This is a genomic window from Comamonas jiangduensis (genome assembly GCF_030162955.1).
Classification (GTDB): domain Bacteria; phylum Pseudomonadota; class Gammaproteobacteria; order Burkholderiales; family Burkholderiaceae_C; genus Comamonas; species Comamonas jiangduensis.
The window spans coordinates 39183-64345 of the sequence record NZ_JARXOV010000018.1; the positions used below are offsets into that span (position 1 = coordinate 39183).

Annotated in this window: 23 protein-coding genes and 1 riboswitch; of the genes, 7 read left to right on the forward strand and 16 right to left on the reverse strand. The window is 62.8% G+C overall.

Annotated features, from left to right (window positions below):
* Positions 1-23 precede the first annotated feature (23 nt).
* The 4 genes from rbbA to QEP12_RS13805 all read right to left on the reverse strand — a co-directional run bounded on the left by rbbA (position 24) and on the right by QEP12_RS13805 (position 6221).
* Entirely contained in the window at positions 24-2840 is a 2817-nt protein-coding gene (gene rbbA, locus QEP12_RS13790) for a ribosome-associated ATPase/putative transporter RbbA (protein WP_284214604.1), read from the reverse strand.
* Positions 2841-2844: 4 nt separating this feature from the next.
* The gene (locus QEP12_RS13795; RefSeq protein WP_284214605.1) at positions 2845-3921 is read right to left on the reverse strand and encodes an HlyD family secretion protein; all 1077 of its coding nucleotides are present in this window, start codon (positions 3919-3921) and stop codon (positions 2845-2847) included.
* 14 nt (positions 3922-3935) lie between these two features.
* Positions 3936-5345: an efflux transporter outer membrane subunit gene (locus tag QEP12_RS13800; protein ID WP_219164486.1), complete on the reverse strand. Its 1410-nt coding sequence runs from the start codon at positions 5343-5345 to the stop codon at positions 3936-3938.
* A gap of 249 nt (positions 5346-5594) precedes the next feature.
* Positions 5595-6221, reverse strand: a complete 627-nt coding sequence (locus tag QEP12_RS13805) for a TetR/AcrR family transcriptional regulator (protein WP_284214606.1) — start codon at positions 6219-6221, stop codon at positions 5595-5597.
* Positions 6222-6430: 209 nt separating this feature from the next.
* On the opposite strand from QEP12_RS13805, the gene QEP12_RS13810 reads away from it, so the two are divergent.
* Positions 6431-7138 carry a hypothetical protein gene (locus tag QEP12_RS13810; protein WP_284214607.1) on the forward strand — a complete coding sequence of 236 codons (708 nt, stop codon included), beginning with the start codon at positions 6431-6433 and terminating at the stop codon, positions 7136-7138.
* 28 nt (positions 7139-7166) lie between these two features.
* Here the strand turns inward: QEP12_RS13810 and QEP12_RS13815 are convergent, their stop codons facing one another.
* The 9 genes from QEP12_RS13815 to QEP12_RS13855 form a co-directional block, all read right to left on the reverse strand.
* Entirely contained in the window at positions 7167-8234 is a 1068-nt protein-coding gene (locus QEP12_RS13815) for an NAD(P)/FAD-dependent oxidoreductase (protein WP_284214608.1), read from the reverse strand.
* A 92-nt stretch (positions 8235-8326) separates the two neighbouring features.
* Complete coding sequence (fdxA, locus tag QEP12_RS13820; protein ID WP_042416602.1) at positions 8327-8656, reverse strand: ferredoxin FdxA; 330 nt, start codon at positions 8654-8656, stop codon at positions 8327-8329.
* 115 nt (positions 8657-8771) lie between these two features.
* Positions 8772-10151 (reverse strand): sulfate adenylyltransferase subunit 1, encoded by a 1380-nt coding sequence (locus QEP12_RS13825; protein WP_284214610.1) that lies wholly within the window; start codon positions 10149-10151, stop codon positions 8772-8774.
* Between the two features lie 160 nt (positions 10152-10311).
* A complete protein-coding gene (gene cysD, locus QEP12_RS13830; protein ID WP_284214611.1) occupies positions 10312-11244 on the reverse strand; it encodes a sulfate adenylyltransferase subunit CysD in 933 nt (310 codons plus the stop codon).
* Between the two features lie 64 nt (positions 11245-11308).
* Entirely contained in the window at positions 11309-11944 is a 636-nt protein-coding gene (locus QEP12_RS13835; RefSeq protein WP_174862589.1) for a phosphoadenosine phosphosulfate reductase domain-containing protein, read from the reverse strand.
* Positions 11941-12333, reverse strand: a complete 393-nt coding sequence (locus QEP12_RS13840; RefSeq protein ID WP_043386892.1) for a DUF934 domain-containing protein — start codon at positions 12331-12333, stop codon at positions 11941-11943. The genes QEP12_RS13835 and QEP12_RS13840 overlap by 4 nt, the downstream gene beginning before the upstream one ends.
* Before the next feature lie 26 nt (positions 12334-12359).
* Positions 12360-14153 carry a nitrite/sulfite reductase gene (locus tag QEP12_RS13845; protein WP_284214612.1) on the reverse strand — a complete coding sequence of 598 codons (1794 nt, stop codon included), beginning with the start codon at positions 14151-14153 and terminating at the stop codon, positions 12360-12362.
* 313 nt (positions 14154-14466) lie between these two features.
* Positions 14467-14835, reverse strand: a complete 369-nt coding sequence (locus tag QEP12_RS13850) for a hypothetical protein (protein ID WP_174862587.1) — start codon at positions 14833-14835, stop codon at positions 14467-14469.
* Positions 14836-14947: 112 nt separating this feature from the next.
* Entirely contained in the window at positions 14948-15442 is a 495-nt protein-coding gene (locus tag QEP12_RS13855) for an Lrp/AsnC family transcriptional regulator (RefSeq protein WP_284214634.1), read from the reverse strand.
* Between the two features lie 131 nt (positions 15443-15573).
* Here QEP12_RS13855 and ocd point away from each other — a divergent pair, with 131 nt between their 5' ends.
* Entirely contained in the window at positions 15574-16692 is a 1119-nt protein-coding gene (gene ocd, locus QEP12_RS13860; RefSeq protein WP_284214613.1) for an ornithine cyclodeaminase, read from the forward strand.
* Positions 16693-17685: an arginase gene (rocF, locus tag QEP12_RS13865; RefSeq protein ID WP_284214614.1), complete on the forward strand. Its 993-nt coding sequence runs from the start codon at positions 16693-16695 to the stop codon at positions 17683-17685.
* 201 nt (positions 17686-17886) lie between these two features.
* On the opposite strand, the gene mnmC1 is transcribed toward rocF, so the two are convergent.
* The 3 genes from mnmC1 to QEP12_RS13880 form a co-directional block, all read right to left on the reverse strand.
* Positions 17887-19737 (reverse strand): FAD-dependent 5-carboxymethylaminomethyl-2-thiouridine(34) oxidoreductase MnmC1, encoded by a 1851-nt coding sequence (mnmC1, locus tag QEP12_RS13870; protein WP_284214615.1) that lies wholly within the window; start codon positions 19735-19737, stop codon positions 17887-17889.
* A gap of 47 nt (positions 19738-19784) precedes the next feature.
* Entirely contained in the window at positions 19785-20450 is a 666-nt protein-coding gene (locus tag QEP12_RS13875) for a trimeric intracellular cation channel family protein (RefSeq protein ID WP_284214616.1), read from the reverse strand.
* Between the two features lie 191 nt (positions 20451-20641).
* Positions 20642-20740, reverse strand: a riboswitch (glycine riboswitch).
* 247 nt (positions 20741-20987) lie between these two features.
* Positions 20988-21260 (reverse strand): oxidative damage protection protein, encoded by a 273-nt coding sequence (locus QEP12_RS13880; protein WP_284214617.1) that lies wholly within the window; start codon positions 21258-21260, stop codon positions 20988-20990.
* Between the two features lie 139 nt (positions 21261-21399).
* On the opposite strand from QEP12_RS13880, the gene QEP12_RS13885 reads away from it, so the two are divergent.
* The 4 genes from QEP12_RS13885 (at position 21400) to rlmD (ending at position 25118) form a co-directional block, all read left to right on the forward strand.
* Complete coding sequence (locus tag QEP12_RS13885; protein WP_174862586.1) at positions 21400-22428, forward strand: sulfate ABC transporter substrate-binding protein; 1029 nt, start codon at positions 21400-21402, stop codon at positions 22426-22428.
* Positions 22429-22489: 61 nt separating this feature from the next.
* Positions 22490-22729, forward strand: a complete 240-nt coding sequence (locus QEP12_RS13890; RefSeq protein ID WP_284214618.1) for a hypothetical protein — start codon at positions 22490-22492, stop codon at positions 22727-22729.
* Positions 22730-22946: 217 nt separating this feature from the next.
* Complete coding sequence (locus QEP12_RS13895; RefSeq protein ID WP_284214619.1) at positions 22947-23453, forward strand: ribonuclease HI family protein; 507 nt, start codon at positions 22947-22949, stop codon at positions 23451-23453.
* A 156-nt stretch (positions 23454-23609) separates the two neighbouring features.
* Positions 23610-25118 (forward strand): 23S rRNA (uracil(1939)-C(5))-methyltransferase RlmD, encoded by a 1509-nt coding sequence (gene rlmD, locus QEP12_RS13900; protein ID WP_431308092.1) that lies wholly within the window; start codon positions 23610-23612, stop codon positions 25116-25118.
* The last annotated feature ends 45 nt before the right edge of the window (positions 25119-25163 follow it).

The window sequence follows — 25163 nt, forward strand, 5'->3', positions numbered from 1 at the left end:
CCTGTCAAACATAGGGGCCATGGCTATTTGTCCTGCTTGGGCAGCGCCCACACGGCAATCCCCATGATGACGGGGATTGCCGCCAGCAGCGGCCAGAAAGAGGCGGCCAGATCGTGCAGGTCCAGCGCCTTGCTAAATACGCCACGGCTGATGGTGAACATGTGCGTGGCCGGGTAGTACTCACCAATGATGCGGCCCGCGCCTTCCAGGGATGAGACGGGGTCGGTCAGCCCCGAAAACTGGGTGGCCGGAATCAGCGTGCCCAGCATGGCAAAAAACATGGCAGCAATCTGGCTGCGTGTGACGGCTGACGCCAGCAGGCCCATGCCGGTGGTGATGATGCTGAAGATCAACGCCGCCAGCGTGAGTGTGAACACGCTGCCGGTGATGGGCACATCAAACACCAGCACAGCCATCAGGCACATGAGCACATAGTTCAGCATGGCCAGTGCCACATAAGGCAGTTGCTTGCCCAGCAAAAACTCCATGCGCGTGACCGGGGTGACGTACAGGTTCACGATGGAGCCCAGCTCTTTCTCGCGCACCACCGCCAGCGCGGTGAGCATGGCGGGCAGCATCATCAGCAGCAGCGGAATGACGGCCGGCACCATGGCGGGCAGGCTTTTTACGTCTGGGTTGTAGCGAAAACGGGTTTCCATGCTGACCTGGCTGCTCAGCCGCTGACCGGTGCGCTCGCGCACCTGCTCGGCCAGCCAATACTGGTGAATGCCTTGCACATAGCCCTTGACGGTTTCTGCGCGGGTGGGCATGGCGCCGTCGAACCAGGCGCCCACGGCCGTGGGGGTGCCGCGCAGAATGTCGCGCCCAAAACCCGGGGGGATTTCAATAGCCACCACAATCTTGCCGGCCCGCATGCGTTGATCCAGATCTTCGTAGGACGTCAGCGGCGGTTGCTCCAGAAAATAGCGCGAGCCCGACAAGCTTTGCGTGTAGCTCTGGCTCAGCGTGCTTTGGTCGCGGTCCAGCACGGCAAATGTCAGATCTTCCACATCAAAGCTGATGCCAAAGCCAATCACCACCATCAGCACCAGCGAGCCCACCAGCGCCAGCGTGGCGCGTACCGGGTCGCGCTGCAGCTCCAGCGACTCGCGCCACAGATAGCTCCACATGCGCTGCAGGCTAAAGCGGGGGAGTGCGCTAGCGCTATTAGAAACCATAGCGCCTTGCGCTGGTGATTGCTCGGGTTCAGATGGTTTTTGTACTGAAGTGCTTGTTTTATCAGCGCTGGCAGCTATTTTTTTGGTGTTGAGGTCGGGGGCTGGCTCGCCCGATGCTTCCACCAGATAGCCAATAAAGGCTTCTTCCAGCGTCGCCGCGCCGCGCTTTTCAACCAGCTTGGCGGGTACGTCGGAGTCGAGCACTTTGCCCGCGTGCATCATGGACATGCGGTCGCAGCGCTCGGCCTCGTTCATGAAGTGGGTGGAGATGAAAATCGTCACCTTGTCGCGGCGCGACAGCTCCACCAGCAAACGCCAGAACTGGTCACGCGCCACCGGGTCTACGCCCGAGGTGGGCTCATCCAAAATCAGCAACTCCGGGCTGTGCACCATGGCCACGGCCAGTGACAGGCGCTGGCGCAGACCCAGCGGCAGTCGCTCGGGCAGCTCGTAGCGCTCTTGCTGCAGGCCAAAGCGCTGCAGCATGGCTTCTACGCGGGCGTTGATTTGCTCTGGCGGTACATGAAACAGCTGCGCGTGCAGCACCAGGTTTTGCAGCACGGTCAGCTCGCCGTACAGCGAGAACGCTTGCGACATGTAGCCCACGCGACGGCGCGTGGCAATGTCGTGCGGATCGACCTCATGGCCAAACAGCCAGGCTTTGCCTTCGCTGGCAGGCATCAGGCCGGTCAGCATTTTCATGGTGGTGGATTTGCCGCAGCCGTTGGAGCCCAGAAAGCCAAAAATCTCGCCCCGGCGGATGCGAAAGTTCACGTGATCCACGGCCACAAAGTCACCAAAGCGCATGGTGAGGTCTTGGGCCTCAATCGCGATGTCATCGTCGCTGGCCTGCAGCGGCGGAATCAGCACCTCGCTGTGCCCGTGCTTTTTGGCCTGCGGCAGCAGGGCGATGAAAGCCGCCTCCAGCGATGCGGTGTGCGTGCGCTGCAGCAGCTCATCGGGCGTGCCAGTGGCCAGAATCTGGCCGTCGTCCATGGCCACCAGCCAGTCAAACCGCTGGGCTTCGTCCATATAGGCCGTGGCCACCAGCACACTCATGTGGGGGCGTGTGGTGCGGATGCGGTTGATCAAATCCCAGAACTGCGCCCGGGCCAGCGGGTCTACGCCGGTGGTGGGCTCGTCCAGAATCAGCAAGTCCGGGTCGTGGATCAGTGCGCAGCACAACCCCAGCTTTTGCTTCATGCCGCCCGACAGCTTGCCTGCGGGGCGCGAGAGAAACTTCTTTAGCCCCGTGCTTTGCGTCAAATCGTCAATGCGTGCGCGGCGTTCGGCCTGGTTGTGGCCAAACAAGCGGGCAAAAAACTGCAGGTTTTCTTCGACCGACAAGGTCGGGTAGAGGTTTTTGCCCAAGCCTTGCGGCATATAGGCGATGCGCGGACACACAGCATCACGGTGCGCCTTGCTGCGCATGTCGCCACCCAGCACGTGAACTTCGCCTTCTTGCAACTGGCGTGCCCCAGACAGCAAAGACAGCAGGCTGGATTTGCCCACACCATCAGGCCCAATCAGGCCCACCATGACGCCGGCAGGAATGTCCAGCGACAGGCCCCGCAGTGCCGCGGCGCTGCCATAGCGCAGGTGTACGTTCTGAAGGTGGGCGACCGGCGCAGGGGCAGCACCTGGTACCAAGGTAGCGGCCATGCGCTTACTCCGGCAGCTTCACCTGCAAATGTGCAGGCCACTGTGCGCCAGGTTCGGCCAATACCCAGGCCTGGCCTGGCAGGCCGGTCTTGACCTGGGTGAGGTGTTTTTGCAGCAGTTGCGGATCCAGCTGCGCCTTCACCCGGAACATGAGTTTTTGCCGTTCGCTGGCCGTTTCCACGGTTTTGGGCGTGAACTGCGCGGTGGCGGACACAAACGACACCTTGGCCGGAATCACAAATTGCGGCGCCGCATCCAGCACGATGCGCACTTCGGAGCCCAAGGCAACCCGGCCTGCCACGGTTTCAGGCAAGAAAAAGCTCATGTAGACATCGGCCAAGTCCACCAGATTCAGCACTTTGCCGCCTGCGCCCAGGACTTCACCGGGCTGTGCCAGGCGAAACTGCACGCGGCCATCACGAGGGGCAAGCAAAGTGCTGTCGTCCAGCTCTGCCGCAACGCGCTGCACAGTAGCTTGTGCAGCCACCACGGCAGAGTCTGCGCCTGTGACCTGTGCCTGGGCGGCGGTAATGGCGGCCTGCGCGGCAGCAGCCTGCGCCAGTGCGGCTTTCAGCGCCGCTTGTGCGCCGCGCACACGGGCACGGTCATCGTCCAGCTCTTGGGCAGAGCTGGCGCCTTCGCGGGTCAGGGTTTCAGAGCGTGCCAGACGGCGCTGGGCCGCGTCCAAATCGGCTTCACGCTGGGCTACGACGGCAAGGGCCGCAGCGTGGTCACTTTGGCGCAGCGCCACCTGTGCCTTGGAGGCCGCCACGTTGTGGACAGCGCGGTCTTTGCCGGCGACGGCCTCTTCGTACTGTGCCTGCAAGCTGGTAATTTGCATACGGGCCAGCGGCTCGCCCGCTTTCACGAAGTCCCCTTCACCCACCAAAATTTCCTCAACACGCCCGCCCAGTTTGGTGGCGATGTCCACTTCGGTGGCTTCGATACGGCCATTGCCGCCAGCCAGACCTTCATTGACGTGGCTGGCTTGCCATTGTTTCCATGCATAACCACCGGCGAGCACCAAAGCAGTGGCTAAGGCCAGGAGGGTCAGGGTTTTCTTTTTGCTGTTGTTGGACATGGTGTGTGCGGTATTCAGGAGTGAGGCGTTGGGGTGGTGGCGCTGGCTGCGGGCGCGGCGGTGCCCAAGCTGGTGCCTCCGCCCAATGCGGTGTACAGGCTGACGTGGACGCTTTGCAGGGCGTAGCGCGCTTGCACCAGCTGCTGGGCTGCGCTGAGGAGCTCGCGCTGTGCATCCAGAACGTCCAGATAGGGCGATGCGCCGTTGTCGTAGCGCAGCTGTGCCAGCCGGGCGCGCTCTTGCAGCGATTGCAGATTGCTTTGCTGAATGTCCACTTGCTGGGCCATGCTCTGGCGCATTGCCAGCGCATCGGCCACTTCACGGAATGCCGTCTGGATGGTGCGCTCGTACGTCACCACGGCGGCGTTTTGGCGCACGGCAGCCAAGTCCAGATTGGCTTGGCGCCTGCCACCATCAAAGATGGGCAAGGCAATGCTGGGCATGAACGTCCATGCTTGGCTGCCGGATTCAAACAAGCCGCTGAGCTCGGCACTGCCACTGCCCCAACTGCCGGTCAAGGCAATGCGGGGAAAGAAGGCCGCACGCGCGGCACCCACTTGTGCGCGTGATGCTTGCAGCTGGTGCTCTGCGGCGATGATGTCGGGGCGCGCCGTCAGCAGGCTTGAGGGCAGGCCCACAGGCACGGGTGCAAATATCTGGGTGTCGCGCTCTAGCGGCGGTAGCTGCGCAACGTCGGCCCCTGTGAGCAAATGCAGCGCATGGGCAAGCTGTGCGCGTTCTTGCTCCAGCTGTACAGCGATGACCAGCGCTTGGTGGTGCAGGCTTTGTACCTGCGTGAGTGCATATTTGCTGGTGGCGCCCACTTCATGGCGGCGCGTGAAGATGCGCAGCGTTTCTGCACGGCTTTGCACGGTGCTGCGCGTCAGCGCCAAACGGTCGTCGGCTTCGCGCAGTGCCAGATAGGTGCGTGCCACTTGCGCCAACAACGCTTGGCGCGCGGCTTGCGCGCCGGCTTCAGAGGCGAGGTATTGCTGCAGGGCTGCTTCACTGAGTTGGCGCACACGCCCCCACAAATCAAGCTCCCAGCTGTTGAGGCCCACAAAAACCTCGTGATCGCTCCCCACAACCGATTGGCGGGAGGCATTCAAATCCCCCGGCACACGGGCACGGGCGTGGCTGCTGCCAAGGCCGATGCTGGGCAGGCGGTCTGCACGCTGAATTCCATACGCTGCGCGTGCTTCTTGTGCGCGCAGCAAGGCAAGGCGCAAGTCATGGTTGTGGGTGCTGGCTTGCTCAAGCAACTGCTGCAAAGTGCGGTCTTGCACCATGGCTTGCCACGCAGGCAAGCCAGTAGTGGCACTGGCTGTGGCAGCGAAATCGCCTGCCGGGTAGTGGGCTGGAAGCGTCGTTTCAGGCTCTGTCAGTGCCTGGCTGGGCGCACAGCCTGTGGCAAGTATCGCCATGCAAAGACCGAAGGCCGCATAAGCGCTGGCGCGTGGGAGGGACGGGAAGGCTGAATGCATGTCTGTACGTATGGAGCGCATGGCCTGTTATACCGACCTTGTGCGTCAATCAGCAAATACTGATGCAGTGCAGTTTGAAAGTTTTTGCTGGATGGGCTCTTGAGCCAAGTCAAGCTGATACCGACTGGTCGGTTTTTAACGGTATCAAACACCTTCCTGGGAGCCCTCATGCCCCAGGGCGATGGGGCATCAAGGGCGCAACAAGCGCAGCAACAACAGCCTGTGCTGTGGTCGCAAGGCTTGGATGGCTTGCGGTGTGGGCGCTTCGCCGCTGGCCAACATCATGAAGAGACTCTGGGTCATGGGAAGCATCAGGATGGAGCAATCCATCAGCCCCTCTGGCGCAGTCACAAAACCTTCGGCAATGGCACGCTGCATCAGCCGCTCATGGTTTTGGGCGTGCATGCGCATCATGTTCTGGTGCCAATCCTGCATGCCTTGGGGAAGGCGTGGAGCCTCAGCCAAGAGCAGGCGAATGGTCGGCAAAACAGACGGGGCGGCCAAACGCTGCAGCGTGTGATCGACAAAGGCATCCACCAAATCTTCCAGAGTGCGTGCCTCGCAGGGCCACCAATGCAGGTTCTCCAGCAGTGGAGCCTCCAGCACGCGCGCTAGCAGTTGTTGTAGCAACGACTCTTTGCTGGGAAAGTGCGCATACAAACCGCCTTTGGAAAGACCTGCTGACCGGGCAATGTCTTCCATGCGCGCGGCGTTATAGCCTTGGCGTGAAAACTCAGCCAAGGCCGCATCCAGGATGTGCTGCACGCGCACTTCGGCAGGAAGGCGCTGGCGGCGCCGGTGAGATTCATGAAGCATGGGTGGGTGAGTGCAAAAAAAGCCCGAATTATCTGGCACGCCGCGCATTGACACGCGGGTGTCAACGGCCGCTAAGGGGCTGTGCGGTCTTCGGGCGGGCACAACTCAAAACGGCGCGCAAGATGGGACTGTGGATTGGCAGGGGTGGTGGCATTGGCTATGCTGCGGGCATGGTAGCTGCAAATTGCACGGGAACACGCCGATGTCTCATGCGCTGTGCATGGGGCTTGGCTTTGCTCATGGCGGGTTGCGCCAGCGCGCCCACGCCGCATGGCAAAGTACAAGGCGATGCCTTTTCCATGCAACAGATGCTGCAGTCAGACAGCAACCGGATTGCTAGCCTTGCCATGCAAGAAAACCTGGACAGCCTGATGCGGCTGATGGACAAGCTCTACCAGCGCAACCCCGCCGAATGGCGCAAAACGGCAGCTTCGCGCGAGGCAGCCATGGCCCATGTTCGCAGTGCCATGCTGGGCAAGCAGGTGTGGCCAGCGCTGCAAGCGCACCGTGATGTCATGGCACTGAGCAAAGCGCTCAGCCCCGATTTTGCGGGAGACCGGGTGGGTGCTTTTATCTATGCCATGGGCGACATGCTTTTGACGTCGCATGGCGGAAAAACCAGCTTCACCTTGGTAGACAGCCTGAACCCTCAGCATGTCTACAACGCGGCCCGCAATGTGGAGATTGCCAATTGGGTGCTGAACCACCGCAAAAACGCCCAAGGCCAGCCCTTGCTGCTGTCCAACCACATCTCTGCGCAAGAACGTAATCTGAGCTTTGAGCGCGAAATGGGCAAAGTGATTGCACGGCTGGACTTGGTGGCCAGTTTTGGGACAGAGCGCGTGCGGCGCTCGGCGATTGGGTTGGGGCAGAGCCTGGTGGGCGGCCCTTTGCTACAGTTTTTACCTGTGCGTTAGGCGTGGTTCCTGCGCTGCGGGCCAGTTTTTATGTCGAGATCGTTCCAGTTACGCCCAGCAGTTCGTGCAAGCGCGTGCTGGTGGTGGTGTATTGCAGCAGCACGGGTTTGTCGGTCAGATACTCGGCAATCGAAAAACCCGCCAGTGTCGCTTCGTGAAAACCGCACAGCAGCAGCTTGCGCTTGCCGGGGTAGGTATTGATATCACCCACGGCATAGATGCCCGGCGCTTCAGTGACAAAGGTGCCGGTGTCTACCGGTAGCTGCTTTTTGACCAGCTCCAACCCCCAGTCTGCCACCGGCCCGAGCTTGGGTGAGATGCCTTGGAACACCAGCCATTGCTGCACATCCAGGTCATGGCTGCTGCCATCGGGCAGGGTGACTGTCACAGCGCTCAAGGCAATGCCCTCGGCTTGCAGCGCTTGGGGCTGCGCAGCCAGCACGCGGATATGGCCTGCGTCCTGGTGCATGCGCAGTTGGGTCAGCAAAGCCTCAGGGGCGGTAAAGACATCGCGGCGGTGCATCAAAGTGACGCTGGCAGCCTGGTGGTGCACAGCGTCTAGGGCCGCTTGCACGGCCAGCTCATCGCCGCCGTGCACCAGTACACGCTGGCCTTGGAGTGCCAGCGAACCTAAATCGGCGGGGTGGTAATGCACGCTGTGGCCCACCAAGGCTTCTATTCCCTCAAGCTTGACGGTCTTGGGCACAAAAGCGCCCACGCCGGCGGCAATCACCACGGCTTTGGCAAGCAGTGCGGTGCCTTGATCGGTGCCCAGCAGCCAGCGCCCATCGTCTTGTTGCACCAGTGTTTGTACCTGCTGTGCCAAGTGCAGCGTGGGGGCAAATGGGGCCATTTGCTCGCGCAGGCGCTCTACCAACTCGGCGCCGCTGCAGGCCTTGATACCGGGAATGTCGTAGATGGGTTTGTGGGGGTACAGCTGCGCGCATTGACCCCCCAGGTGGGGCAGGGCGTCGATCAAGTGGCAGTGCAGGCCTTGCAAGCCCAGTTGAAAGACTTGAAACATGCCTACGGCGCCTGCACCGATCACAGCCACGTCGGTTTCAACAGGTGGTTTTGAAGGGATGGCCGTGGTCATGGTTGGGTCTTTCTCAAAAGCAAACAGCCCCAATGCAGGGGCTGTTGAGGGGGCACGCACCACAGAGGTGGCGTGTGGCACAGGAAAACGGTTTAGCGCTCCAGCAAGCTGAGCTTACCTTCCTTGCCATTCCATTCATCGGCATCGGGCAGAGAAGCCTTGCGCTTGGTGATGCTCTTCCAGCCCTTGGCCACGGCCAGCTCCGCGTTGAGCTTGATGAAGTGCAACTGGTCGGCCGGCGTATCTTCTTCCGCAAAGATGGCGTTGGCAGGGCACTCGGGGATGCAAACCGCGCAGTCGATGCACTCATCGGGGTCAATCACGAGGAAGTTTGGGCCTTCGCGGAAGCAGTCCACGGGGCAAACGTCCACGCAGTCGGTGTATTTGCACTTGATGCAGTTTTCGGTGACGACGTGTGTCATGAGAGATTCTTCTTATGCAGTGGGTTCAGGTGTAACCCGTAATTCTAGGTTTTTTCTGCCGCAATGCCACGGGCCGCGGCAGATTCATACGCGGCAAGCTCTGGTTTGGGTCAAATCATTGCACCAAAACCGCGCCCGCCGTGGCGTTGCTGGCGGTGTCGACCAGAATCAAAGACCCCAGAGCACGGCTGTGGGCAAAGGCAGCGGCAGGAATGGCTTCTTGCAGCGCAAACTCCACCACGCCGATGGCGTTGGGCTCCAGCTGGGCGGCGTCTTCCTCGGCCAGGGTGTTGACGTTCAGGCGGTGCACCACGCGCTGGGCCTTGGCCTTGACCCAGCGGTGGCCGTGCAGCGCCCAGTAAACGCGGCCGGGCACCAGGGGCTCGTTGTCCATCCAGGCCACGGTGGCGCTCAGGCTGCGGCTGCTGGGCCAGGCGGGCTGGGCGGTGGGGGTGTCGAAATCATCGTCGGCCACGGCGGCCTGCACGGGGGCGGCCACGATCCAGTCGCCGCGCGAGACATCCACCTCGCGGTCCAGCGTGATGCCGGCGGACAGGCCTGCCGTCACGCCCTGGGGCGCGCGGGCATGGTCGATCACCTGGGCGATGGTGGCCAGTTGGCCGCTGGGCAGGATCTGCACCTGCGCACCCACCTGGGCGCTGCCGGCGGCCACACGGCCCCAGAACACGCGGCGGCCCTGGGTGGTGACGGCGCTGTCGTGGAACTTCTCCACCCACTGCACGGGGAAGGCCAGGGGCAGATCGCTGTCGGCCGGGGTGTTGGGCAGCTGCTCCAGCAGTTGCAGCAGGCTGGGGCCGTCATAGCCGGCCCAGCCATGGTGGGCGTTGACCACGTTGTAGCCCTTGAGGGCGGACACGGGCACGGTGGCCGCCACGGCAATGCCGGCGTCCTGGGCGAAGCGCTCCAGGGCGGCGCGGATGTGGGCAAAGGCCTGGGCCGGGTCGGCCACGGCGTCCAGCTTGTTGACGGCAAACACCAGCGAGTGCACGCGCAGCAGGTGGGCCAGCAGGCTGTGGCGGCGCGTCTGCGGCAGCAGTTGCAGGCCGGGGTTCTGCCAGTCCAGCTTGGTGGCGTCCACCAGCACCACGGCGGCGTCGGCGCTGCTGACGGCCGTGACCATGTTGCGCGTGTACTGCTCATGGCCGGGCGCGTCGCCGATGATGAACTTGCGCGCGTCGGTGTTGAAGTAGCGGTAGGCCACGTCGATGGTGATGCCTTGCTCGCGCTCGGCCGACAGACCGTCGGTCAGCAGGGCCAGGTCGGTCTCGCCGCTCTTGGTCACGCCGGCTAGCTGGTCCTGCAGCACGGCGCGGGTGTCCACCAGCAGGCGGCCGATCAGGGTCGACTTGCCATCGTCCACCGAGCCGCAGGTGATGAAGCGCAGGGCGGAGACGTGGTCGGAATCAGAGTCAAATTGGCCGTTAGCGCTTGCTGTGCTTGCGCTAGTAGCTACGGAATTAAGAGTTTCTGTCATTGCATTCTTTCTCTGAGCAAGGGCATGGCCCTTGCACTGGCATGGCCCAATCCAGAGACACCGCGCAAGGGCCGCCCCGCCGCGCTGGTGTCGTCCCCCTTCCCGAAGGCGAAGCCTGAAAGAGAAGGGGGAAGGCGCGTGAGCGCCTCAGGGGGAAGTGTCAGAAATACCCGTCTTTCTTGCGCTTTTCCATGGAGGCCTCGCTGGTCTTGTCGTCCATGCGCGTGGCGCCGCGTTCGCTGACCTCGGCGGCCAGGGTCTCGATCACGATCTCGGCCGCCGTGGCCGCCGTGCTTTCCACGGGGCAGGTGCAGGTGATGTCGCCCAAGGTACGGAAGCGCACGTTGCGCACCACGACGGTTTCGCCGTCTTTGGGCGGGGTCAGCTCCGTCACGGGCACCAGCAGGCCCTTGCGTTCGACGATGTGGCGCGGGTGGCTGTAGTACAGGCTGGGCAGGGCGATCTGCTCACGCTCGATGTATTGCCACACGTCCAGCTCGGTCCAGTTGCTGATGGGGAACACGCGGAAGTGCTCGCTGGGGGCAATGCGGGTGTTGAACAGCGTCCACAGCTCGGGGCGCTGGGCCTTGGGCTGCCATTGGCCAAAGCTGTCGCGGTGGCTGAAGATGCGTTCCTTGGCGCGGGCCTTTTCCTCGTCGCGGCGGGCGCCGCCAATCAGCGCATCAAAGCGGAACTCTTCAATCGCTTCCAGCAGCGTGACCGACTGGTGCGCATTGCGGGGTTCTTCGGGGTGGGCCAGGCGCACCGTGCCGCGCGCCATGGAGTCTTCCACGCTGCGCACGATCAGCTCGGCCCCCAGCTCCTGCGCCCGGAAGTCGCGGAAATCGGTCACTTCGGGGAAGTTGTGGCCGGTGTCGATCATCAGCAGCGGGTAGGGGATGCGGCCCGCGCCAAAGGCCTTCTCGGCGCAGCGCAGCATGACCAGCGAGTCCTTGCCGCCCGAGAACAGCAGGGCGGGACGTTCAAAGGCGGCGGCCACTTCGCGCAGGATGAAGATGGTTTCCTCTTCCAGCGCATCCAGGTGGCGGTTGCTGAGCTGGCTCAGCACGGGGGTGTCCACACGGGCGTTCATACAGATACTTTCAAACGAAATCGGGCTCTAGCGCTTATCCAGTAAGGGCTGGAAGCTATGGTTCTTAGTGGGATATGTGCAGGCCGCATTCGCGGTTGTCTTCACCCTTGGTGGGGTCCACGTAGTCGAAGTTGTTGGGCAGGCGGTGCTGCTCGCAGTATTCGTACAGGTCCTTGGACGACCAGTGCAGCAGGGGCGCCACCTTGATCAGGCCATCGGGGTTGATGCTGACCGGGTCCATGGCGGCGCGCACGGCGGTGTCGGTGGCGCGCAGGGCGGTGAACCAGACCTTAGGCGCAGTCTCGCGCAGGGCGCGGGCAAAGGGCTCCAGCTTCACCTCGGCGGTGAAGGCTGCGTGGCGCGGGTCGTCCAGCGCGGGCGTGGGGCCTTCCACGGCCTCGCGGTGGGCGCGCGAGCGCAGGGGCAGGTAGATCTTGAGGTTGAGCCCAAGCTGCTTGGTCACCGCATCGGCAAACCGATAGGTGGCTTCGGTGTTGTAGCCGTTGTCCATCCAGACCACGGACACGTCGGGGCGGGCGCGCGTCACCATGTGCAGGATCACCGCCTCGAAGGGGCGGAAATTGGTGGTGACGATGGTGGGCAGGTCCAGGCCGACGGCCCAGTTCACCAGGGCCTGGGCGTCGCGGCCCAGTTCGGCATTCACCTGGGCCAGATCAAGGGTGGGGGCAAGTGCGCTCATGCGGTGGCCTGACGTGCGTGGAAGTGGGGCAGCGGGTTCACGGCGTCGGCCTGGTAGTAGCCGCCGAAACGCTCGAACTGGCGCTGGGCATCGGCCGCGTCCACGCCTTCGCGCAGCACGGCGCTGCTGAAGCCTGTGCGCTGCATCTGCACCAGCTGGTCGATCAGCACATCGCCCGTGGCGCGGATGTCGCCGGCAAACTTCAGGCGACGGCGCAGCAGGTAGGCCTGGCTGAAGGCGCGGCCGTCGGTGAAGGCGGGGAAGTGCAGGTCGATCTGCGTGATGCCGTCCAGGTTCACGTCCAGCACGTTGGTGTCGTTGGCCAGCACCAGCACGGTGGCCGTGCTGGCGGTCGGGGCCTGGTAGTCGTTGTGGGCCAGAATTTGCATGGTGGTTTCCTTGGGGTTCTGGGGGCTCAGACGGCTTCGGCTTCCGCCTCGGCAGGCGCGGGGTGGCGCGCGGCCTTGCCGGCTTCCTTGAACGGGTCCAGGCCGATGCGGCGCACGGCGTCGATGAAACGCTCGCCGGGCTGGCGCAGGTCGCGGTAGGTGGTCAGCACGGCTTCGAGCACGTCGGGCACTTCGGCGGCCGAGAACGAGGGGCCGATCACCTTGCCGGCACCGGCTTCGCCGGACAGCGTGGAGCCGTCCGAGCCGCCCAGCGTGACCTGGTACCACTCCTTGCCGTCCTTGTCCACCCCCAGAATGCCGATGTGACCGCTGTGGTGGTGGCCGCAGCTGTTGATGCAGCCGCTGATGTGCAGGTCGATGTCACCAATGTCATCCAGCTCGTCCAGATCCTGGTAGCGCTGGGTGATGGCTTCGGCAATCGGCAGGCTGCGGGCGTTGGCCAGGGCGCAGAAGTCCCCGCCGGGGCAGGCGATCATGTCGGTCAGCAGGGCCACGTTGGTGGAGGCCAGGCCCAGGGCCTTGGCGGCTTCAAACAAGTTCACCAGCTGGCTCACCGGTACCCAGGGCAGCAGCACGTTTTGGTCGTGGGTGATGCGCGCTTCGCCGGCGGAGTAGGTGTCCATCAGCTGGGCCAAGGCATCCAGCTGGTCACCTGTGGCATCGCCCGGTGCTTGGCCCGCACGCTTGAATGACAGTGTCACGGCGCGCAGCGCCGGGTTGCGGTGCGGGTGCACGTTGCGGCTGAGCCAGCGGGCAAATGCAGGGGTGCGCGCAGCGTGTTCGACGATGGCTTGCTCGGCCTGGGCCGTATCGATATCTGCCACCTGCGGCAGTACGGGGTCGACAAAGCAGGCGGCCACGCGGTCAAACTCGGCCTGTGAAATGGTGTGCGGGCCGCCGTCCACTTCGACGATCTGGCGGAATTCCTCTTCCACCGCGTCGATGTAGGCCTGCCCTTCGGCCTTGACCAAAATCTTGATGCGCGCCTTGTACTTGTTGTCGCGGCGGCCCAGTTCGTTATAGACCCGAACAATCGCCTCGATGTAATTCATGATCTGGTTCCAGGGCAGGAACTCACGCATCAGCGGCGCCACCACGGGGGTGCGGCCCATGCCTCCACCCACGTACACCTTAAAGCCAATCTCACCGGCTTCGTTTTTGACCAGTTTCAGGCCCACATCGTGCCAGCCGCTGGCAGCGCGGTCTTCTTGGGCGCCCACGATGGCGATCTTGAACTTGCGCGGCAGGAAGGCGAACTCGGGGTGCAGCGTGGTCCACTGGCGCAAAATTTCTGCGTAGGGGCGGGGGTCTACCACTTCATCCACTGCAATCCCGGCCAGGGCGTCGGTGGTGGTGTTGCGGATGCAGTTGCCGCTGGTCTGAATGCCGTGCAGGTTGGCCGTAGCCAGCAAATCCATCACGTCGGCGGCCTTGGACAGCGGGATCCAGTTGAACTGCACGTTGGTGCGTGTGGTGAAGTGGGCGCAGTGCGTGGGCAAAAAGGTGGTACCCAGCTTGCCCTGGCCGTCCATCGCAGCCTGGAATACTTCGGTTTCGGGCGCGTCATATTCGCGCGCCACCTTGGCCAGCACGCGGATTTGCTGGCTGTTCACCTCGCCGTAAGGAATGGCCACACGCAGCATGGGCGCGTAGCGCTGCACATACCAGCCGTTTTGCAGGCGCAGGGGGCGAAAGTCATCTTCGGAGAGCTTGTCACTTTCCCAGCGCTGCAGCTGGTCACGGAACTGGGCAGCACGTTGCTGCACGAAGGTGGCGTCGAATTCTGTGTATTGGTACATGGCGCAGTCGTCATCGTGGGCGGTTGGGCATCGGGGGAATGCTTTTCCGCTACTGGCTGCGCACTGTAAGCAAGCGCCTTATAAAAACAAACGATTGTTTTGTTTCGCAAATATTATTTTTGGATATATAGGGTGGTCCATTCCTGCGAGGATGGGGCATGCGGGGCAAAGAGCGGGCTTACACGGTGGGCCGGTCAGCCAGCGCGGGTGCCACGCTCGCATGCGGGTCACCCCCGGCATGCGAGGGCGCATAAAAAAAGTCTGTGCACTGCACAGGCTTGGGGGCTGAGTGGCTGCAGCAGTAGGCGTGCGCTTAGAAGGGCTTGGCGCCCATCAGGCCCGTTAGCGCCAGCAGCATGGCTAGTTGCAGCACCAGCAGCACGCGGCGGCTGCCTGCCTTGGCGGGGTCGGTATTGCGTTTGGCAAAGCCAATGCACAGGCCATGCACCACGTACAGCATCAAGCCGATGTAGGGGTACAGCATGTGCTGCCAGGGGCCGACAAAAGTGACGACCAAGCCGGTCAGGGCTGCAATGCCGCCAAAGATGCGCGTTAGCACATAGACCAGCGTGGACTTGCCCGCTGGTGTGGTTTTCCAGGCCATGCCCAGGTAGGCGATGGAGAGCAGCAGCGTAAACACTGCAAACAGCGTGTGAGCGTGCTTGAAAGCGGTATACATCATGGGTGGTGAAATCCGTGGGCAGAGGGTGAAAGCAAAACCAGTAGCTGCTGGCGCTCTAGTTATTTGGTTTTGGGCACGATTGTGCTGGCAAATGCCTGAAATATCTACGCAATCAGCTATCTTTTTGACAGATGGCGTGGGCGCTACGACGGCCTTCCACTGCCCCGCCACTGCTGCTTGCATGGCCCGCACGCAGTGTTTCCAGGTGGATGCTGGTTTCAGAGTGACTGATGCCCTTGATCAGCCGGATGCGCTCCAGTGCCCGCGCCAGCTCGGGCAGGGTGGGCACCTGCAACTCGGCCAGCAAATCCCATTGGCCGTTGGTGGCGTGCAGGGCCTGTACGGCGGGCTCGCCCAGCAAGCTGGCCGTTACACGGCGGGCATCGTTGCCTTCAATCGCAATGCTCATCCACGCTTGAAGGCCACCGGTTTCGGCCTCGGGCTTGAGGCGCAGCGTGTAGCCCACGATCACGCCGTCATCTTCCAGCCTGCGCAGGCGGTTGGTGACCGTGCCGCGCGACACGCCCAGCCGCGCCGCCAGCGTGGCCACGCTTTCGCGGGCGTTGTGGCGCAGCAGGGCAATCAGGCGTTGGTCAATTTGATCCAGATTGGACATAGTGGCAATTTCTTCTGTCGAAATGCTAGGTATTTGACTATTTCAAGCCATATTTGGCAATTTGAATTGCTGTCAGCCTGTGCCACGCTCTGGGTATAACCGATGACATGGCCGGAGGCTATATGAGCCACTTACACAGCAACCCGCTTTCCACCCCATCCACCCCCGTGCAAGTGCACACCGAATTTTTGAGCGCCACGGATGCCGCCCGGCTGGTGGCCCGCGTGGGTGTAGAGGCCTGTTTGCGCCAGATGGTGCAGGCACTGGAAGCCGACTTTGCCCGCTGGAGCGACTTTGACAAAACCGCACGCACGGCGGCGCATTCCGCCCACGGTGTGATCGAACTGATGCCCGTGGCCGACGCGCACGACTACGCCTTCAAATACGTCAACGGCCACCCCATCAACACCCAGCACGGCCTGCCCACGGTGATGGCCTTTGGTGCCCTGGCCGATGTGGCCACCGGCGCGCCGCGCTTTGTGAGCGAGTTGACGCTGACCACCGCCTTGCGCACCGCCGCCACCTCGGCCATGGTGGCGCGCCAGCTGGCGCGGCCGGACAGCCGCTGCATGGCGCTGATTGGCAATGGCGCGCAAAGCGAATTTCAGGCGCTGGCCTTTATCACGCTGCTGGGCGTGCGCCGCCTGCAACTGTTTGATGTGGATGCCGTGGCCACCGCCAAGTTGCAGCGCAATCTCGCACCGTTTGCGGCGCACTGGGGGGTAGACGTGGTGGTCGCGCCCAGCGTGGCTGCGGCAGTGCAGGGAGGCGACATCATCACCACCGTCACCGCCGACAAGCGCAACGCCACCATCCTCACCGCTGACATGCTGGCACCCGGCATGCACCTGAATGCCGTGGGCGGTGATTGCCCCGGCAAAACCGAACTGGCGGCCGAGGTGCTGCGCCGCAGCAGCGTGTTTGTGGAGTACGAGCCCCAGACCCGCATGGAAGGCGAGTTGCAGCAAATGCCTGCAAACTTTGCCGTCACCGAGTTTTGGCGCGTGCTGGTTGGGCAAGCGCCCGGCCGCGTGTCTGATGCGCAGATCACCCTGTTTGACTCGGTAGGTTTTGCGCTGGAGGATTACTCCGCGCTGCGTACCATGCAGGCGCTGGGGCGCGAGGCAGGGCTGCTCTCGCAGATTGAACTGGTGCCCGCATTAACAGACCCCAAGGATGTGTTTGGCTTGTTGCGCCAGGCTGCAGACGGGGAGCAACGTATATTGAAAAAGGTGGCCTGAATGAACGCACCCTCTCCAATTCAAAAAGAAGAGCTGCTTGCGCAATACCCACAAGCGCTAGCGGCACAAAAGGCTGTTACCCTGATTGGTGTGCCCACCGATGTGGGTGCGGGCCGGCTGGGCGCGGCCATGGGCCCTGATGCCCTGCGGGTGGCCCAGCTGGGCCGGGCCTTGGCCCGCTTTGGTGTGGACGTGCAAGACATTGGCAATCTGGCCGGCCCGCCCAATCCGCGCGGGCCACGCGATGCCCAGGGGCTGCGCAACTACGCCGAATGCCTGGCCTGGAACCAGGCCGCGCACGATGCCGTGTACGCCCAGCTGCAGGCCGGGCGCATGCCCATCATGCTGGGGGGCGATCACACCCTGGCCACCGGCTCCATCAGCGCCGTCGCGCGCCACTGCCGCGTCACCGGCCAGCGCCTGCGCGTGCTATGGCTGGACGCGCATGCCGACTGCAACCTGCCCGAGATCAGCCCCACCGGCAACCTGCATGGCATGCCCGTGGCCAGCCTGTGTGGCCACGGCCCCGAGCCGCTGGCGGCCCTGTCGGGCACCATCCCCGCCGTGCAAGGCGCGCAAATCTGCCAGATCGGCCTGCGCAGCGTGGATGCTGTGGAGAAACGCATCATCCAGCGCCTGGGGCTGGAGGTGTTTGACATGCGCGCCATCGACGAACAGGGCATGCGGGCCGTCATGCAGCAAGCGCTGGCCGGGCTGAGCGGCCCCGAAGGCACCGATGTGCACCTGCACCTGAGCTTTGACGTGGATTTCCTGGACCCCGAGATCGCCCCCGGCACCGGCACCACCGTGCGCGGCGGCCCCAACTACCGCGAGGCACAACTGTGCATGGAAATGATTGCCGACACGGGACGGCTGGCCTCGCTGGACATCGTGGAGCTGAACCCGGCGCTGGACATTCGCAACCAGACGGCCGAACTGGTGGTGGATTTGGTAGAGAGTTTGTTTGGCAAGAGTACGCTGGTGCGGGCGTGATGCGTGGCTTGGGACTTGGCGGTCAGCATGCGGGGGGGGGGGTAAATGCAGAGGTCGGGACAAGTGCGCGGCCTCTGCGCCCCCATAGAGCATGGCGCGTCCAACGATGTGATGTTGAAGTATGAAAAGCGCCTCTAACGCTTGCTGCATAAGCGCTGGCAGCTCTTATTTCTTATCTGCCTGGTGCAATAAAAACCAATGTCACTGGGCAGGCAGCGGCGCCACTTCTGCGGCCTTGGCCCCTTGCCGGGCCAAACGCTCGGTGCCTAAATGCTGGGCCAGCTTGGCATCCAGCGGCAGAGGCTCGCCGTGCAATTGGGCGGCGATCAGCTCGCCGCACAGCACCGACAGCGTCAGCCCGCGTGCGCCCATGGCGGTGCAGGCCCACAGGCCGGGTGTGGCATTGCCCACCGGGCCGGCAATCGGCAGGCGGTCGTGGCTGGCCACGCGCACGCGGCCCCAGGTGGGCTGGCAGCGCTCGTCGCCGGGGGTAAACCACGGTGCCAGGGGCGCAGCGCTGGCGGGCAACAGGGTCGCCAGCTTGTTCAAGTTCACGGTGTGGGCGGCGATTTGGTCTTCCGGCGAAATGGGCATGCTGTCCACATCCCGCTCAAAGGTGGAGCCCATGACCCACATCTGCCCATCGTGGTAAGGCACATGGGGTACGAGGTTGCCGTTGCCGTTGACGGGAAAGGGCGGTAGTGCCGCTGCATTGTTGGGCGTGTGCCAGCCCCAGGTGATTTGACCGCGCAGCGCTTGAAACTGCCACGGTGTGCCAGCAGGCAGCAGCGCAGGGGTCGCGGGGCCGCAGGCCAGCACGGCCAGATCGGCTTGTGCCAGCACTTGGCCATCTGCATCCCAAGCCTGCCAGCTGCCGTCGGCGCTGGTGTGCAGGCGGGCTACTTGGGTATGACCGATGAATTGGATGCGCGGGTGTTGCAACTGGGCCTGCACCAGCTGGGCCGGGCGTACCCAGCCTGCCTGGGCATGCCAGCAGGCCACGGTACCGGCAGGCAGGCCTGCACTGTGCAACTGTTCGGCGCTGGGGGCATGGCTCCACTGCGCGCCGGGGCCGGTGGCCCAGCTTGCGGGCAGGCCAGTGCCGCCGTCGGTACAGTGCTCCAACACGCCGCTGGGGGCCCAGTCTGCCCCCTCTTGGCAGACATCACGCAGGCGCTGCAGCGTCATGCGCACGCCGCTGCGCGACAGGCGCGAGAGCACGCTGTCATCGGGTGAGACATGCGGGCAAAACAGCCCGGCGGGCAGGCCCGAGGCGCCGTCTGCAGGCGTACCGCCCGCACCCAGCACGGTGACTTGCCAGCCGCGCAGCGCCAGGCTGTGTGCCACGGCAGAGCCCGCCAGACCGGCGCCCACCACCAAAGCAGTGCCAACGTCCGCCACTGGTGCGATGCCGCCCGCGCGCTGGCGGGGCTCCCAGCGCGGGGCGTAGTGGGCCCAGTGGGGGAGGTTGACCGGCCCATCGTCTGGGGCGCTGGGCACATCGGTAAATACAAAGCCTGCAGTGGTCAGGCTGTGGCGTAGTGCGTCAGAGAGCTTGGCGCGGTCATCGCTGCCTATCTGCAGCACCGTGCCGCGCTGGCAATGGCGGGCCAGTGCCTTGACGTTGTGGGCATCGGCATCAAACGCTGGGTGCAGCAACACCGCATCGGCGGTGCTGGTTTGCTGGCGCAGCAGGGTGTGGGCATCGCCCACCCACAAGGTCAGCAGCACATGGCCTTGCTCAAAACTGAGGCGGTGCACGCCGGGCAGCAAACCGTATAAACGCTGGGCCAAAGCTTGGGCCTGGGGCTGCAGGGCCGCAGGTGCGTGCGCCAGTACCGTTTGCGCATCCAGCGGCTGGGGCAGCACGGCGGTGTAGTGCAGTTGCGCGCTGCGCTGTGGGTCGGACTGTCTGTCGGATTGCCATGTGGCCCAGGTCTGCAAAAACGCGCAGCCGTATTCAAAATCGGTGGCCAGCACGCGCCAGCTGGCGTGGCCTTGCCAGGCGTGCAGGGGCGAATTGTTCAAACGGTCGGCGCAGTTGCAATCCATATCAATCCATGAAGCAGGCGATGGTGCCTGCGGTGTGCAGCGGCTGCTTACTCCCAGCGCTCTTGGTAGGAGAACACGGGCAAGCGCCAGCCAAAACGGATAGCGGCCAGACGCAAGGCCAAGCCGCCTGCAAAACAAATGGCGGTACTGGTACCAATCGAGACTTCCAGCCACTGCAGGCCCAGATAGAGCAAGCACACAGCCATCGAGACGCTGGCATACAGCTCGCGGCGGAACACCACGGGCACTTGGTTGCACAGCACATCGCGCAAGATGCCGCCGCTGATGCCGGTGATCATGCCCGCCATCACCACCACCAAGGGGTCATAACCCAGGCGGATGGCGACATCGCTGCCAATCAAGGAAAACGCGATCAAGCCCATGGCGTCCAGCAGCAGGAACAGATGTTTCATGCGTTTCATGAAACGTGCAATGACCGTAGTCAGCAAGCCTGCGGACACCACCAGGTACACGTAGGGCGGGTGCTGTGTCCAGCCAATCGGGTAGTTGCCCAGCACCATGTCGCGGATGGTGCCGCCGCCCAGTGCGGTGACAAAGGCAATCACGACCACGCCAAAAATATCCATATTGCGCCGCCCAGCGGCCAGCGCGCCGGACATGGCTTCTGCGGTGATAGCGATCAGATAGATGACAAGAATCACGTCCAGCTGCGTGCTGAACAGAGTGTGCAAGAAGTCGGGTAGGACAGACACGGTGCAAAAAAGCGAGAGTTCACGCGCACCCAGCGACTCGTTGAAGAGGCTTTTTGGGCGTGAATAAGCCTCTCCCGCTGTCCTTTTACCTGAGAGTTTCAGCCGCCGCGCATGTTCGTCATGCGGGTGCTTGCCCCTTCGGTGAACCGGCTGATCGTGGTGCACGATCCCGGCTGCTCTCCAGTCGGCAATAGTGTTCCGTGGTACGTGGTGCCTGAGCGATTATGGGAGTTTGCGCCTTCGGCGGAGGCTGGGCCGGTGCGGCTGCCTCGCTCTCCCACGGAAAACAAAAGCTGCGATTATGGCCGCAGTTCAAGACCCCACCGCGCAGGCAAGCATAGAAAAGCAAAAAAGCTCCGTGGCGCAAGGCCAAGGAGCTTGGTGGGTTGCCGCCCAAAGGTGGTGCTAGACCAAGCCCTTCTGGAGCGCCTGCGCTGCCGTTGCGTGCTGGGTGGCACGTAGCCCCTGCTGCAGCGTCTGCACGGCTGCCAAAGAAGGGGTTTTTACAAAATCCCCTTCTTCATCGGCTTCACGGCATTACGCCGATGGCGGTACGTAGCCTGCTGCGGCGTCTGCGCCACTGCCAAAAAAGTGGTTTTCCATCTGGCGGGCCAGGTATTGGCGGGCGCGGGCATCGGCCAGGTTCAGGCGGTTTTCGTTCACCAGCATGGTTTGGTGCTTGAGCCAGTCAGCCCAGGCTTGTTTGCTCACGCTTTCATAGATGCGTTTGCCCAACTCGCCGGGGTAGGGAGGAAAGTCCAAACCTTCAGCTTCTTGACCCAGTTTGATGCATTGAACGGTACGTGCCATGGGGGTTCCTCGTTTGATCTCAGATGTTTAGGTAATAAAGAACTGAAATCTTATTGGTTTAAGTTTTGATGCCGGGCTTTCAGAATGCGATGCAACGGTGAAACGGACCGTTGAACCCATTTCTTGCAGAAAGCCAAAAATGAATAATCGCCGCAACTTTATCAAGATTCCCGTTGCCCTCAGCCTTTTGGCGGGCTTGTCCTTGCCTGCCGTGCCTGCATTTGCGGCAGACACTGTCGCCTTGCTCAACGTCTCGTACGACCCCACGCGTGAGCTGTATGTCGACTACAACAAAGCATTTGCCAAGCACTGGAAGGCCCAGACCGGCCAGGACGTGACCATCAAGCAGTCGCATGGCGGCTCGGGCAAGCAGGCGCGCTCCATCATTGACGGGATTGATGCCGACGTGGCCACGCTGGCGCTGGCGGGCGATATTGATGCGCTGGTCAAGCACGGTCACAACTTAGCGGCTGACTGGCAAAAAAAGCTGCCGCTCAACAGCGCGCCCTACACCTCCACGATTGTGTTTTTGGTGAAGAAGGGCAACCCCAAGGGCCTCAAAGACTGGAGTGATCTGATCAAACCCGGCGTGCAGGTGATTACCCCCAATCCCAAGACCAGCGGCGGTGCACGCTGGAACTACCTGGCCGCTTGGGAATATGCCAAGCGCGCCAACGGCGGCAGCGATGCCAAGGCCCAAGATTTTGTGAAAAAGCTCTACGAAAACGTGCCGGTGCTGGACACCGGGGCGCGAGGCTCGACCATCACCTTTGTGCAGCGTGGTGTGGGCGATGTGCTGCTGGCGTGGGAAAACGAGGCATTTTTGGCGCTCAAGGAGTTTGGGCCCGAGAAGTTTGAAATTGTCGCGCCCTCCATTTCCATTCTGGCCGAGCCGACCGTGGCCGTGGTGGACAAGGTGGTCGACAAAAAGGGCACACGCAAGGTAGCGCAGGCCTATCTGGAGTATCTGTATTCCGACGAAGGCCAGCAAATTGCAGCACGCAACTACTACCGCCCCACCAACGACAAGGTGAAGGCCGATTTTGCCAAGCAGTTCCCCAAGCTGGAGCTGTTCACCATTGACCAAGCCTTTGGTGGCTGGGCCAAAGCCGACAAAGCGCACTTTGCCGACGGCGGCAGCTTTGACCAGATCTACGCCAAAAAGTAAACCCAGCGCACCAGCGCAGAGGCGGCGCAGCAAGCCGCCTGCCGTTGAAGGAGTAAACACCATGCCCACCACCACCTTGACACCCCACGCCGCACGCAGCACCAGCTTGGCGCGCGATGCGCTGTACGCCCAAGCCGTGCATGTGCTGCACGTCACAGCGCAGCACTGGGGCATGGCCTTGCGTGCGCAGACGCAGCCAGACAAAGCGGCGCTGCGCTCCCCGGCGCAGAGCGCAGCTGCGCGCCAAGGGGGTGGGTATGGGCCTTGTGCACGTGTGTGGGCAGGCGTCGTGATGGGGTAGCGAGTGCGCGCAGCGCAGGGCGGGAGCAGCTGTCGTGCAAAAAAAAGCATAGAAATGCTTTCCAGCCCATATCTAGCAAGCACTATCAGCTCTTATTTTTGAATAAATGGCGGTGCAAAACCGGGGTAGATTGCGCAAAGCAGGCATGGCTGCGGGGGATGATGTAGGAGTTGAAAGGCGCACCTTGGGCCGCCGCAGGCGTAGTAAAGTCAGCAGCGTGTTGCGCGCTTACCCCCACCCTCATTTCTGGATTTTGCACATTGACGGCTCGGCTATGCCCAACCCGGGGCGCATGGCCATCGGTGTGGTGCTGACGGGGCCAGACGGCTCGGTGCACCAATTGGCACAAGTCTTGCCCGGCAGCGGCTGCAACAACGAGGCCGAGTTGCGTGCCCTGCAGGCGGGCCTGGCGCTGGCCCAGGCGCAAGGTGCCAGCGGCGTGCGCATTTACACCGACAGCCACTGGTTGCTGGAGCAACTGGCTGCGCAGGCACTGGGGTGGCCGCAGGCGCGGGCCACCGTGCGCTTGGCGCATTACATTGGTGCCGCGCAAGCGGGGGTGGCGGGGTTTGCCGAAGTGCAGTGGCGCTGGATTCCGCGCCACCACAACACCGAAGCCGACGCCTTGGCGCGCCAAGCCTGCCTGACGCATACGGCGGAGATGGCGGATTCCGTGCATACGTCGGCCATAGCTTGGCCTGCTACTTGGCCCACTACCGCTTGAAAAAGAAGAGCTGCCAGCTCTCTACCACATTGCCTTAGCAGCAGATTTGATGCAAATATATGCGGCAGACGGAGGAGCTGCGCAATGCTGCAGATCGAGGTTTTCCGCCGCGCCAATATCCTGCGGCCTTGCGAGCCTGAGACAATGTCGCCCATCATGAGTGATCAGAACGACAAGATTTCCCCCGAAGCCCCCTACGAAGACATGCCCGTTGGCAACCCCGACCTGCCCGAAGGCTGGCTGGAAGTGGTGTCCATGGACATGGAAGCCAAGGGCATTGCCCGCAAGCCCGATGGCAAAGTGGTGTTCATCGACGGTGCCTTGCCCACCGAGCTGGTCACCGTCAACGTGCACCGCAAGAAGAACAACTGGGAAGCCGGCACGCTGATGCATTTGAACCGCGAGTCGTCCCAGCGCGTGACGCCCGGCTGCCCGCACGCAGGCCTGCACGAAGGCGCGTGCGGTGGTTGCAAGATGCAGCACATGCACGTGGCCGCACAAGTGGCCGTCAAGCAGCGCGTGCTGGAAGACAATCTGTGGCATTTGGGCAAGGTCAAGCCCGAGACCGTGATGCGCCCCATCGAAGGGCCGACCTGGGGTTACCGCTACCGCGCGCGCCTGTCGGTGCGCTATGTGATCAAAAAGGGCAAGGTGCTGGTGGGCTTCCACGAGCGCAAGAGCCGCTACATCGCCGACATGGAAACCTGCAAGGTGCTGCCACCGCATGTGGATGCCATGCTGCTGCCCATGCGTGCCTTGATCGCCAGCATGGATGCGCGCGAGACTTGCCCGCAGATTGAAGTGGCCTGTGGCGACCATGTCACGGCCTTGGTGCTGCGCCATTTGGAGCCGCTGAGCGAGGCTGACAAGCAGCGCCTGCGTGAATTTGCGGCGGCCCACCACATTCAATGGTGGCTGCAGCCCAAGGGCCCAGATACCGTGCATCGGATGGAAGAGGGGGGCACCCAGCTGTCGTACGCGCTGCCGGACTTTGGCATCACCATGCCGTTCAAACCCACCGACTTCACCCAGGTGAACCCACACATCAACCGCGTGCTGGTGACCAAGGCGCTGCGCCTGCTGGATGCCAAGAAGCACGAGCGCGTGATTGACTGGTTCTGCGGCTTGGGCAACTTCACCTTGCCGATTGCCACCATGGCACGCGAGGTGCTGGGCATTGAGGGCTCAGATGCGCTGGTGCAGCGCTCACACGAGAACTACGCCGCCAACAATGCCACGCGCTCTGAAGCGGACAAGCTGGCGCCCACAGAGTTTGTGGGCCGCAATCTGTTCAATATGACCCCTGCGCTGTTGATGGCAGACGGCAATGCCGACAAGTGGCTGGTTGACCCCCCGCGCGAGGGTGCGTTTGCCCTGTCCAAGGCGCTGGCAGACATTCACCAAATTCGTATTGGTGCCAAGCAAACCGGGGTGGCTACGGAAGAGCAACCCGATTTGCTGCCGCCTCTGCCCGAAGGCCAGGAAAACTGGAAGTTTCCCCAGCGCATCGTTTACGTGAGCTGCAACCCCGCCACGTTGGCGCGGGATGCAGGCTTGCTCGTGCACCAGGCGGGCTACCGCTGCGTGTTGGCCGGTGTGGTGAACATGTTCCCGCATACCGCCCACGTGGAATCGATGGCCGTGTTTGAACGCATTGGCGACTAAAGACCAAGGAAGGCTTGACCGCAGGTGGCATGGCTGCCTGCGGCA

Bases quoted from the DNA above. Each gene is read 5' to 3' on its own strand.
- rlmD (WP_431308092.1), top strand. From the start codon at position 23,610: ATGAGTGATCAGAACGACAAGATTTCCCCCGAAGCCCCCTACGAAGAC.
- QEP12_RS13825 (WP_284214610.1), bottom strand. From the start codon at position 10,151: ATGACAGAAACTCTTAATTCCGTAGCTACTAGCGCAAGCACAGCAAGC.
- QEP12_RS13835 (WP_174862589.1), bottom strand. From the start codon at position 11,944: ATGAGCGCACTTGCCCCCACCCTTGATCTGGCCCAGGTGAATGCCGAA.
- rbbA (WP_284214604.1), bottom strand. From the start codon at position 2,840: ATGGCCGCTACCTTGGTACCAGGTGCTGCCCCTGCGCCGGTCGCCCAC.
- QEP12_RS13805 (WP_284214606.1), bottom strand. From the start codon at position 6,221: ATGCTTCATGAATCTCACCGGCGCCGCCAGCGCCTTCCTGCCGAAGTG.
- rocF (WP_284214614.1), top strand. From the start codon at position 16,693: ATGAACGCACCCTCTCCAATTCAAAAAGAAGAGCTGCTTGCGCAATAC.
- ocd (WP_284214613.1), top strand. From the start codon at position 15,574: ATGAGCCACTTACACAGCAACCCGCTTTCCACCCCATCCACCCCCGTG.
- QEP12_RS13815 (WP_284214608.1), bottom strand. From the start codon at position 8,234: ATGACCACGGCCATCCCTTCAAAACCACCTGTTGAAACCGACGTGGCT.
- QEP12_RS13810 (WP_284214607.1), top strand. From the start codon at position 6,431: ATGCGCTGTGCATGGGGCTTGGCTTTGCTCATGGCGGGTTGCGCCAGC.
- mnmC1 (WP_284214615.1), bottom strand. From the start codon at position 19,737: ATGGATTGCAACTGCGCCGACCGTTTGAACAATTCGCCCCTGCACGCC.
- QEP12_RS13885 (WP_174862586.1), top strand. From the start codon at position 21,400: ATGAATAATCGCCGCAACTTTATCAAGATTCCCGTTGCCCTCAGCCTT.
- QEP12_RS13880 (WP_284214617.1), bottom strand. From the start codon at position 21,260: ATGGCACGTACCGTTCAATGCATCAAACTGGGTCAAGAAGCTGAAGGT.
- QEP12_RS13850 (WP_174862587.1), bottom strand. From the start codon at position 14,835: ATGATGTATACCGCTTTCAAGCACGCTCACACGCTGTTTGCAGTGTTT.
- fdxA (WP_042416602.1), bottom strand. From the start codon at position 8,656: ATGACACACGTCGTCACCGAAAACTGCATCAAGTGCAAATACACCGAC.
- cysD (WP_284214611.1), bottom strand. From the start codon at position 11,244: ATGAACGCCCGTGTGGACACCCCCGTGCTGAGCCAGCTCAGCAACCGC.
- QEP12_RS13890 (WP_284214618.1), top strand. From the start codon at position 22,490: ATGCCCACCACCACCTTGACACCCCACGCCGCACGCAGCACCAGCTTG.
- QEP12_RS13840 (WP_043386892.1), bottom strand. From the start codon at position 12,333: ATGCAAATTCTGGCCCACAACGACTACCAGGCCCCGACCGCCAGCACG.
- QEP12_RS13795 (WP_284214605.1), bottom strand. From the start codon at position 3,921: ATGTCCAACAACAGCAAAAAGAAAACCCTGACCCTCCTGGCCTTAGCC.
- QEP12_RS13845 (WP_284214612.1), bottom strand. From the start codon at position 14,153: ATGTACCAATACACAGAATTCGACGCCACCTTCGTGCAGCAACGTGCT.
- QEP12_RS13800 (WP_219164486.1), bottom strand. From the start codon at position 5,345: ATGGCGATACTTGCCACAGGCTGTGCGCCCAGCCAGGCACTGACAGAG.